Annotated in this window: 12 protein-coding genes and 1 pseudogene; 8 read left to right on the forward strand and 5 right to left on the reverse strand. The window is 31.3% G+C overall.

Annotation, left to right across the window (positions count from 1 at the left end; translation table 11 throughout):
• Positions 1-66: 66 nt before the first annotated feature.
• The 5 genes from B1202_RS16105 to B1202_RS16125 all read left to right on the forward strand — a co-directional run bounded on the left by B1202_RS16105 (position 67) and on the right by B1202_RS16125 (position 3,101).
• A complete protein-coding gene (locus B1202_RS16105) occupies positions 67-579 on the forward strand; it encodes an SMI1/KNR4 family protein (protein ID WP_078191609.1) in 513 nt (170 codons plus the stop codon).
• Between the two features lie 271 nt (positions 580-850).
• Entirely contained in the window at positions 851-1,609 is a 759-nt protein-coding gene (locus B1202_RS16110) for an HD domain-containing protein (protein ID WP_078191610.1), read from the forward strand.
• A 5-nt stretch (positions 1,610-1,614) separates the two neighbouring features.
• Positions 1,615-2,415 carry an alpha/beta fold hydrolase gene (locus B1202_RS16115; protein ID WP_078191611.1) on the forward strand — a complete coding sequence of 267 codons (801 nt, stop codon included), beginning with the start codon at positions 1,615-1,617 and terminating at the stop codon, positions 2,413-2,415.
• 97 nt (positions 2,416-2,512) lie between these two features.
• Entirely contained in the window at positions 2,513-2,809 is a 297-nt protein-coding gene (locus tag B1202_RS16120) for a type II toxin-antitoxin system RelE/ParE family toxin (protein ID WP_078191612.1), read from the forward strand.
• 1 nt (position 2,810) lies between these two features.
• Positions 2,811-3,101, forward strand: coding sequence for an addiction module antidote protein (locus tag B1202_RS16125; RefSeq protein ID WP_005093398.1), 291 nt, complete (start codon positions 2,811-2,813; stop codon positions 3,099-3,101).
• Between the two features lie 41 nt (positions 3,102-3,142).
• Here B1202_RS16125 and B1202_RS16130 read toward each other — a convergent pair whose 3' ends face one another.
• Entirely contained in the window at positions 3,143-3,328 is a 186-nt protein-coding gene (locus B1202_RS16130; RefSeq protein ID WP_143221635.1) for a hypothetical protein, read from the reverse strand.
• 267 nt (positions 3,329-3,595) lie between these two features.
• On the opposite strand from B1202_RS16130, the gene B1202_RS16510 reads away from it, so the two are divergent.
• Positions 3,596-3,748 (forward strand): hypothetical protein, encoded by a 153-nt coding sequence (locus B1202_RS16510; RefSeq protein ID WP_171262681.1) that lies wholly within the window; start codon positions 3,596-3,598, stop codon positions 3,746-3,748.
• A complete protein-coding gene (locus B1202_RS16135) occupies positions 3,709-4,107 on the forward strand; it encodes an SMI1/KNR4 family protein (RefSeq protein WP_078191614.1) in 399 nt (132 codons plus the stop codon). The genes B1202_RS16510 and B1202_RS16135 overlap by 40 nt, the downstream gene beginning before the upstream one ends.
• 929 nt (positions 4,108-5,036) lie before the next feature.
• Here B1202_RS16135 and B1202_RS16140 read toward each other — a convergent pair.
• The 3 genes from B1202_RS16140 to B1202_RS16515 all read right to left on the reverse strand — a co-directional run bounded on the left by B1202_RS16140 (position 5,037) and on the right by B1202_RS16515 (position 8,540).
• Positions 5,037-6,467 carry a MoeA protein gene (locus B1202_RS16140; RefSeq protein WP_078191615.1) on the reverse strand — a complete coding sequence of 477 codons (1,431 nt, stop codon included), beginning with the start codon at positions 6,465-6,467 and terminating at the stop codon, positions 5,037-5,039.
• Positions 6,468-6,543: 76 nt separating this feature from the next.
• Positions 6,544-7,740 (reverse strand): NucA/NucB deoxyribonuclease domain-containing protein, encoded by a 1,197-nt coding sequence (locus B1202_RS16145; protein WP_078191616.1) that lies wholly within the window; start codon positions 7,738-7,740, stop codon positions 6,544-6,546.
• Between the two features lie 383 nt (positions 7,741-8,123).
• Positions 8,124-8,540: a hypothetical protein gene (locus tag B1202_RS16515; RefSeq protein WP_171262680.1), complete on the reverse strand. Its 417-nt coding sequence runs from the start codon at positions 8,538-8,540 to the stop codon at positions 8,124-8,126.
• Here B1202_RS16515 and B1202_RS16400 point away from each other — a divergent pair.
• Positions 8,460-8,639, forward strand: a pseudogene (locus B1202_RS16400) (MobA/MobL family protein); the annotation flags it as partial. The gene B1202_RS16515 and the pseudogene B1202_RS16400 sit on opposite strands and share 81 nt — an antisense overlap.
• A gap of 27 nt (positions 8,640-8,666) precedes the next feature.
• Here B1202_RS16400 and B1202_RS16155 read toward each other — a convergent pair.
• Positions 8,667-9,372, reverse strand: a 706-nt coding sequence (locus tag B1202_RS16155) for a hypothetical protein (protein WP_228145186.1), incomplete at its 5' end; no start/stop codon positions are given.

The following is a 9,372-nucleotide window of genomic DNA, read 5'->3' on the forward strand; positions in this document are numbered from 1 at the left end:
TCACGGTTTGTATAACTCGTATTATGTTAATTTTAGTAAAAGTTAAGGATTTTAAGAGTTTAATAAATGAATAGTGTTCATGAAATTATAGAAAAAATACATAATGAATGGGAGATTGAGCCTAAGAAAGCTATTCATAGAGGTATGGAATGTCCCTTTCCTTTACAGTGTTCATTAAATCCAAAAAGCAAAATTTACCCACAAATACCCCAAGTACTTTTACCAAAAGTATTAGAGGATTTTTATACAGTATCTAATGGTGCAGATCTATTTAAAGATCAAGAATACGGACAATGGGGCTTAAAATTATATTCTATTGAGGAGGTAACTTTTGCTTCAAAAATTTATAAAAGTAATCGTAATAATGACACTCTTCAAAGTGACTTAGTTATTGGAGAGTTCTATGGAGATTCAGACTTATTGTTGGTTCGATGTGATCCTAATAGTAATGATTACGGCTCTATTTTTGTTGTCTTACCTATAGATCAAAGACAAGATTGGTATGTTGTTGCTAATACTTTTGAAGAATTCATTAATAAATTTTATGAAACTCAGGGGGATAAATTCTGGGAACCTTAAAATTAGATGGTGGATATAAGCCTCATTTAACATAAGGGCTGTTATACGAAATAAAAAAACCTAGGCACTAGCCTAGGTCTGAAATTAAAAAAATACATAAAAATTAAGGCTATAGTCTCAATTTTTCAACTTCGCATAACGTGTATTATGTTAATTTTAGAAAATCTTAAATTACTATTATGCATTTAATATGTTTTAAGCTTAGAACATATTGTAAAAAGTATTGTGACCTTATATTTTAGAGTAATTACTCTAAATAAGGCTAAAAATAATGCATCATACAAAAATAGGGACCTATTCATGGGTTGTGAAAGCAAATGGGGAATTATCTTTTAAGGAGAAAATTAAATTATTTAATCACCTATTGATACCCAGCCTAATCACACCAATTAAAGAAAATTTATATAAAAAACAGTTAAATAAAAATATAAATCTCGATAAAATTCTCGTTCCAGATACCAAAATGATTGAACTGGCTATAGAAGAACTCGAATCAAAAGCGAGTGCTTCAATCATTAATCATTCTTGGAGAACCTATTTTTGGGGAGCTGCTTTAGGCCAAATTCAGAATAAAACCTTTGATCCAGAATCACTGCTCACAGCGGCTTTGTTCCATGACATTGGTTTAACAGAACCTCATCTGAAGACGAAAGGCTGTAAATGTTTTACACATGAAAGTGCGGATCAATTTGCTTATAAAGCAGCACAGATCAATTTTGATCAAGATAAGACACGGCTCATCAAAGATGCCATTTGCATTCATATGAATGGTTATATTGATCCATCACATCCCAATGAAGTTCTACTTTTGCAACAAGGTGCATCGTGTGATGTGATTGGTGAACATTTTCATAAGTTACCCTCTCATTTTAAGAAGGAAATTATAGAAAATTATCCAAGAGAAAATTTTAATAAAACCTTTATTGAGCTCATCAAAGCTGAAAGTAAGAACAATCCAAATTCACGTACAGCCTTTCTCAAAAATCTAGGGTTACCATTAATGATTCACTTGAATCCATATAGGAATTAAAACAGATGCAAAGTTTCTCTTTTAAAGATGCCTATACGGTTAAAGTGAATAAGATAAGCCCAAGTAGTCAAAATAAACATTTAACTTTTATTGTATTACCTGCAATTGGCGTGCCGATTAAAAAGTATGAAAAATTAATCATTGGACTTAAAAATAATGGTTATTCAGTGATTTATGCTGATTATCCATGTTGTGGCGAGAATACTCCTCAAATCTCTAAAGACCACGATTATGATTATGCGGATTTACTTCAGTACTTTATACCCAATTTGATTGAAAGTTGTGATACACAGAACTTTGTCCTTTTAGGACATAGTTTAGGGGGGCATCTTGCTAGCTTATATGCCTTAAAAAATAATACGCCAATCGTCGTGATTGCTTCAGGAAACATTCATTATAAGAATTGGAGTCTGACAGGCAGGGCTAAAATACTAAGTGCAGTGTTATTATTTAAAGCGCTGACTAAAACTTATGGTTTTTTCCCAGGTTACAAGATTGGTTTTGGGTATAGGGAAGCCAAAAGCCTGATGAATAATTGGTGTCACACTGTGTTAACAGGGAATTACAGTTTTTCAGGTATAGAACTTAAGAAAAATGAAATTAAAAGTTTGTTTATTAATATAAAAGATGATCAATTTTCCCCTCTAAAGTCCACTAAAAAACTAGCAGGCATGTTTCATCATCATGTTTTAGAACAAATTGAATTACCCTCACACTTGAAAGGCAATAGACATAGTATTTGGCTAAAAAGTCCAGATCAGATCATTAAGGTCATTGATAATACAATAAAGAATTATCCGATTTAACATAATGGCTGTTATACGAAATTAATGGATGTTCGTATAGATTACTTGCATATTGTATTCGATCGAATACAATACAGTGAGAAGATAAGGAATCCTCATGATTGAAATTAAACGTCTACCAGAATTTGATGAATGGTTAGATGGTATTAAAGACAATATGACCCGAATTCGCTTGAATCGTAGATTAGATAAGGTTCAACGTGGAAATTGGGGAGACATTAAACCTCTCCAAGATGGTGTTTGGGAGATGAGAGAATTCTTCGGTTCTGGATGGAGGATGTATTACATCCAACATGGTGACGTCGTTATTGTGATGCTTGGTGGAGGAGATAAGTCTACACAGCAAGACGATATCAAGCGAGCAGTCAAATTGTCGAAAACATTGGAGGATTAAAATGGTTAAAGTCGCTGATTTACCAAGTTTTGATATGGCTGAATCACTCAAAACTGAAGAAGACATTGTGATGTATCTCAATATGGTTCTAGAAGAGAATGATCCAGCTGAATTAGCGCATGCACTTGGAGTAATTGCCAAAGCTCGTGGTATGACTCAAATCGCTAAAGAGGCAGGAATTGGACGTGAAGCTCTGTATAAAGCACTTCGTCACGACTCTGCACCACGTTTTGATACGATTAATCGTGTAGTGAATGCTTTAGGCTTAAAACTAACAGTACAACACGCCTAAAAATGGGAGCTTAAAGCTCCTATTGTTTAATTCATATAATTTTAATTTTGACTTAATTTTTTTAAGTCACGAATAACTTTTCTTAGTTCAAACATTTGGTTGTGTAACTGTTCAGACAGCATCTCATTATTTGCATCTTCTCTAGTAAAAATATCTGCAATATCAATAGTATCTTCCATAATCTGAATTAATTTACTATGCACATGTTCATGTTCATTATTAGGCATCATTACCTCCTCAAAAAAGTTAAGACATTTAACATGAAATCTCTTATACAAAATATTATTTTTATTAAATTAATCTAATTTTACGATAATATCCTTTAACTTAGATCAATGTTGAGCAACCAGCTTAGTTTGAGGAATAGTGAGAAGTCTATTTGGTTTGGCGATTGAATCTTACTTTCTCGCTATTTTCTAAAAAGCAAATATCAACAGACTCTAAATCATCGCTAACGATATGTTTTAAATTATAAATTTTTATAGGAACTTAAAGTGCAAAAAAATTGGCAGAAATTAGAAAATATATTAGAAAAAACCAACCCATCTATATTAGCTGACCTTGCTCCAGCAGCAACTGATACAGAGATTTCAAACTTAGAAGAAAAATTGGTGTCAAACTTCCAGAAGACTTTCTCGCTTGTTTAAAAGTCCACAATGGTCAATGGGGTAATGCTGACGGACTGTTTAATGATGCTAAGTTTTTATCCACTTCAAGTATTTTTCAAATATGGAAAATAATGAAGGATATATTCGAAAGTGGAGTATTTGAAGATATGGAGGGCGCCTCATCAGTCAATGGGATTAAAGGGGAAGGTTGGAACCTTAAATGGATTCCAATCATTGATTTGGGGAATGGCGATCTTTATTTTTTAGATCTTGATCCTGCTGAAGATGGAAAATTTGGACAAGTAGTCCAGTACTGGCATGAAGATATTGAAGTCCAGAAGGAAGCCAATAATTTTACAGAATGGTTCTCAAATTTTACAGACCAATTAGAACAATAGATGAAATCGAATATCTAGAATATAAAATTCGTCAAAAAATAGATTTTAGCTAAATAAAATTGGCATTCTAGAAGTGTATACTATCTTGATTTAAAAGAATCTGCGATAAAAAAGCCCGACATCCTGTCGGGCTTTTTCGTATTGGTTCGCTTGGCATGACTCCTGTCGTACCGCCGATCCTTGTGCGATTATTTATTTTTATTCTGCGGAACGTCCTGTTCTCTTATGACTTCATGATATTGAATACAAGGGATTGTGAATATCCGCAAAACCCCTAAATTCATGTGCGCTCAGGCGTACAAAATTGGTGGATTTTTATCCCAAGAGTTGTCCGCAGAAATTGGGGATAATTTAAGCCAGCGCTGGCTTGATAACGCAGAGAAAAATGACAAATTGATTAAATATTAATCAATTTTATTGGCAAGAAGTATCAAAACTGCTTAAAAAGAAACCGACTTGTTTCCAAGTCGGTTTTTTATTGTTTTTTAGGGGGATGAAAAATTTTTAACTATATGAAAAACAATGATATTTTAAAAAGCATTTCGTATAACCTCTATTATGTTAAATGGGAGGTAATTAGTAGAAAAGTTTTCGGATATAATTTGAATAGGATCTAATTGCTTCGAAATTAAAGATAGAGTTATACTAAATAATTAGCTAATTGTATATATTATGATTATTTAAACAGTAATCTATATAATTAAATTACAATTAAAAATATACAAATTTAATTCTATATAAAAAATCAACTTTCTAAAAGAAACATAAAGAAAATAAATAGTTATTTATATTAAAATAGGCTTTGTTGCACAAAGATTTCATAACTATATGATTTTAAAAGTTTTGATTGGTTTTTGATCCAAAATTAAATTTATTTAAATCAGATGCTTACATATTTATGCAACAAAGCCATTAAAATATACAAAAAACTATATTTCTAAATAATAAATATAGTCATCTTTTTTTAAAACTAAATTATTATTTATCATAGGAATAAAACAATTACAATATTTCATAAAACTAAGTTGATCCGGTCTTTCATCTCCTATATTTAAAATTTTTATTTCAGGAATTTCTTTTACATTTAATTCTCCACTTTCAGAATAGGTGTAATTTGATGAAAAGGCCCATAAAAATTTATTTTTATACTTATAATCATCTTTAACCTCAAAATCATGAGTTAATTTTCCAATTTTGAAATTAGGAAAGAAAGGTTTTCCATAAATTCTACTCAATATAGTTGGTTTAATAAAAATTTGCATATTAATGATAATATCAAGTATGTATCCAGGTATATAGCTTATAATAGCTCTATCCTCATAAGATTTTCTTCTATTACTGATAGGAATGCCTTCTTTATTATAATATGTTATATTTTCATACTGTATTGGACTTCTTAAACTACCAACCATCATCTTAAAATAATTACCGATAAAGCTAATATCCTCATTCTCTCCTTGAGAGCTTAATTTATGTAGAAAATTCAATTGCTTAAACAAACCCAATCTGCTAAAATAATTACTATTTGATAAACCACAAGCAACTATATAATCAAAGCTTTCGGTTATTTTTTTGATTTCATCTAAATATATTTTAAATGTTGTCGTCATTCCAGTTTTTTCGAAATTTCGATTATTATTAAACTCAAGGTTAAAAGGTTTAACTTTAATTAATTCAAATTTATAACCCCAAGATTTCATACAGTCTTGAATATATTCAAGTTCAAAATTTTTATTTAATTCTTCGAATTCATAATCTACACATAATATTGCAATTTTTATATTTTTATAAACATTGATTTCTTTTATTCCAGCTTGTCTAATTAGTGCTTTTTTTGCATTTGTAATAATATCATCTTTTTTTAAAATAAGATCATTTTTTTTGTAATCTACTCCAACCTCAATAATTCCTTCACCTACTTTTATTTCCTTAAGTAATTCACTATTGCTATTTTTTAAAAAAGCTGCATCAAACCATGGTAAATATTTTTCTATTGGTATTACAGTATTTCCAATTTTTCCTACTTTCATATAAGGGCCAATATTAGCGCTAAAATTGTTTTCTGTACTTAAAATAAATGGATTTTCGCCTAAAGCTAAACTGCCAGAAACATCATTTTCTATTTTTTTAAACTCTTCAACTGAATTAATATTATGATTAATATTTAGTAGTTTTCCTTCAATCTTTGAAATCTTTATTTCAGGGTAGTCATTTTCGGCATAAATATCTTCAGCAACTTTTCGCCCTAAACAATCATTCAAATTAACTAATTCTATAGAATTTTTATTAGGCATTTTTTTACTGATAGATGTTAATTTATTTAATATATTATCTATAATTTTTTTATTTTTAATTTCCATAAAATTTAAGACCTGAATTTAATTTAGTGTTTATAGATAGGCTAATAGTGTACCTAAAAGCCTATCTATTAAATATTTATTCTACATTTATATAAAATTCTTCACCATCTAGAACTCTTTGTTGTGTATAAAAGACTCCTAGATATGCTCCAGCTCTTCGATTATCACTCGGATCAATTTTTCTTACAGAAACTGGTATAAATTCTGTATTAGCAGCACCCTCCATGGTTGCCGCAAATGGATATTCATCACAATCGCAATCAACCTCAGCATCTTCAGGATCACCTGATGGTGCACATGTTGAACTATATGAATTAAACTTTGCTAAACACATTTGAAGCGATTTTGAACGATTTTGTCTACGTAAAGTTAAATCTCTTAATCTTCTTAAAGGCGAAGATTCATAACTAGGCATAATACTATCTGGTTCTGGTATATATCTTCCAGGAAGTCCTGAAAGTTGTGCATCTCTAATATGTAAAGCTGATTCATTAACATCTTGGTCATTTACATTGATTCGGGTAAGTACTGCTGGGGCATCCTCAAAAATACATCCTTGAGTTCCTGTTTTAGCTAATCCAACGTCACAACGAAGACTTGGAATTCTATCTGAAACTAAGTAAGGAGAATTTATATCAAGAGATTGTCCTATAACATTATAATTTGCTCTTATTTCCATAGAATCAAAACTATATTTATCTCTATTTGTCATATTCATTACAGTTTGAATTGGGAATTCTAAAGATAATCCAGGGGTAAGTAAGACTGAGCGCATACCGCCAATAAGTTGGCAATTTTCTACGCCTTCATCTGTACCACATTCAATTCTAGGTGATATTTGAGCTAATGGCCCCGTAGGGTCTGAGTAAACAGTTCTAAATTTAAATTTAACAGGCCAAATAAGTGTATTTGTGGGATTATTTTCCTCAGTATATATATAACCAATAATATTTGCAGTATTTACATATGATCCACTGCTATCGTAGAGATCAAGATTTTGTTCAAATTTTTGACAGAATGAGGTTCGACTATTTAGGCTATTAAAAGCTCCCTCTCCAACTTTTTCACAAGCACTTGAGACGTCTAGTGCGCTTTCAGAACTACTTCTTAACTTATTGACCGTTACAATAATACTATTTAATGTGCCTAAAAATATCCCTTCGGCAGAATTATGTGAGTTCACATTTTCATCTCTATTAATTTGTGTATCCGCATACGCAGGAATATAGAACGAAAAGCAAAAAATTAAAATTAAGTGAATGATTTTATTCATAATAAATATAATTAAGATAATATTAATTGATCTTTTACTTTATACAAAAAACGTACAATTTACAACTAATTAAAATCCCTATTTATTTTTTAATAAAAAATCTTTTATCATGTCCAAAATACCAATACGCTCCCCCATGTTATCTTTTGGTGATTGAATAGAAAATTATGCGTAAAGGCCCGATTCATGAGCCTTTTGATCATCTACTTAATTTATAAAACGTCACCTAGTCGATTATCGGAAATAGTTGGAACAGTTCATCCATATTAGAGCTGTAATTTCCATATCCGTCACCAGTACATTGCATCGGCTCATTTACTTCTAAAAACGCTAATAATTGAGCCTGTTCTGTGCTGATGGGGGAAAAATGGTGCATCACTTTCCTAGTGTAACCCAAAATCACCTTGTTTCATTCCACAGTGTTCACAATGATTCATCCAGTAAGTAGTACTCACCGTTCTACTAAAATCTGGATAATACTTTGGGGCTACCTTTTTGAGTGCTTTTTCAACATTAGGGGTAGCTGCAGAAAGGTAGCTAATAAAAGTTGGATTGTCATGAATATTAGTTACCCATTCTTCTATATCTTCATCCTCATCATATTCACAGAAAAGTGCTTTTGGCGGTACAGCTAGAGAAAATACAAAGGTATCTTCTTTACATGACCAACACGAACAGGAAGTACGTGCAATATAAAATTTATTTGCTCTAATGTTATAGCTCGTTTGGCCGGATCCACAGCCAGAGTCGACCACCGCAGCTATAAAGACCAGGAGAATGGCTTGGAAGCCACTCTGCACGAAGGACCGAAAGTCACCGAACTACGTAGAAGAGGCATCGAAACCGAAATCAGCCGAACCAATGATGAAATCAAAGAAAGAAATCAGGCTCAGCTGCAATAACCTCTATTATGTTAAATGGATAAGTTAAATCCATCCTCCAATAATAAAATCTCCTGAATCATATCCAATAGAATACCCAATCTTTCTCTCTGGGTAAGCGGTTTTATAATGATTGATTGACGCTTGTGCCAGCTTAAGTCCATAAGCTAAGAACAAAGGATATTCAGCATAATTATCTAGTTCTGTTTCATCTGCTAAATTTTCAATAGATCGTAAAATTTCAGAGCTAAAAGCTCCTTGCTCAGGATAGTATGTTTTGGCTTCAGACATCCAATCTAGGTTATCTTCTTCTGCAATGTATTGATCTGATACTGCAAAATATAGATACCCATTATCAGAAAGACCGAACCAAAACCCTTGCTCAATAAAGGGAGAAGCTTCTTTTTCTAAAGTGTCAATTATATGAGTTGTTAAACGTTTAACTTCTGCTGTGTAATCTAATTCTTTGAATAGATCCCAACTTTTGTTTGGCTGCATTTCATGACAATGATTAATGATCGTTGTCATGAAATTATCAATATCTAGATCATTTTTATGAAGATCAATTTCTTTAAAGATTTTTACGAAGTCAAATGACATAAACCGCCTACATTTTCCAAAATTTAAATAAGTGAGACACTTTTTAGCTTTGCTAAAATCAACATAATACATGTTATACGAAGTTGAAAAAAATGATTCTATAGCCTTATTTTTTATGTATTTTTTAAATTTAAGACCTAGGCTAGTGCCT

It is taken from the genome of Acinetobacter amyesii, assembly GCF_002018365.1.
Lineage (GTDB): Bacteria > Pseudomonadota > Gammaproteobacteria > Pseudomonadales > Moraxellaceae > Acinetobacter > Acinetobacter amyesii.